This is a genomic window from Monashia sp. HAY1-5C, from assembly GCF_056755255.1.
Map to the genome: position 1 here is coordinate 1 of NZ_JBPGXG010000348.1, position 274 is coordinate 274.

Consider the following 274-nt stretch of genomic DNA (forward strand, 5'->3'; position numbering starts at 1 on the left):
GTCGAGGGCAATCTGAGGCAATGGGAAGTGGAACCAATAATCGTTTGGAGCCGCTACAGCGTCGATTACTGCTTCTGCAAGGTCATCCAGAAATTCGCGGGTGTGAATATCTGGCAAAGAGCCCTCTAGCCTCTCATCACCCCGCACCTCCAAATAGCTCAAAATTATAACTGTATCAATATCCTCGGCCCGAAGCCAATTTGGATTTGATTTCAGAATTTCAGCTTTGAAGTCACCGTACTCGTCGTTCCAAACTGGCACTACCCCCTGAAGC

General features: G+C 48.5%; 1 protein-coding gene. It reads right to left on the reverse strand.

Annotated elements, in window-relative coordinates:
- Positions 1-274, reverse strand: a 274-nt coding sequence (locus tag ACR9ZK_RS21970) for a hypothetical protein (RefSeq protein WP_481344073.1), incomplete at both ends; no start/stop codon positions are given.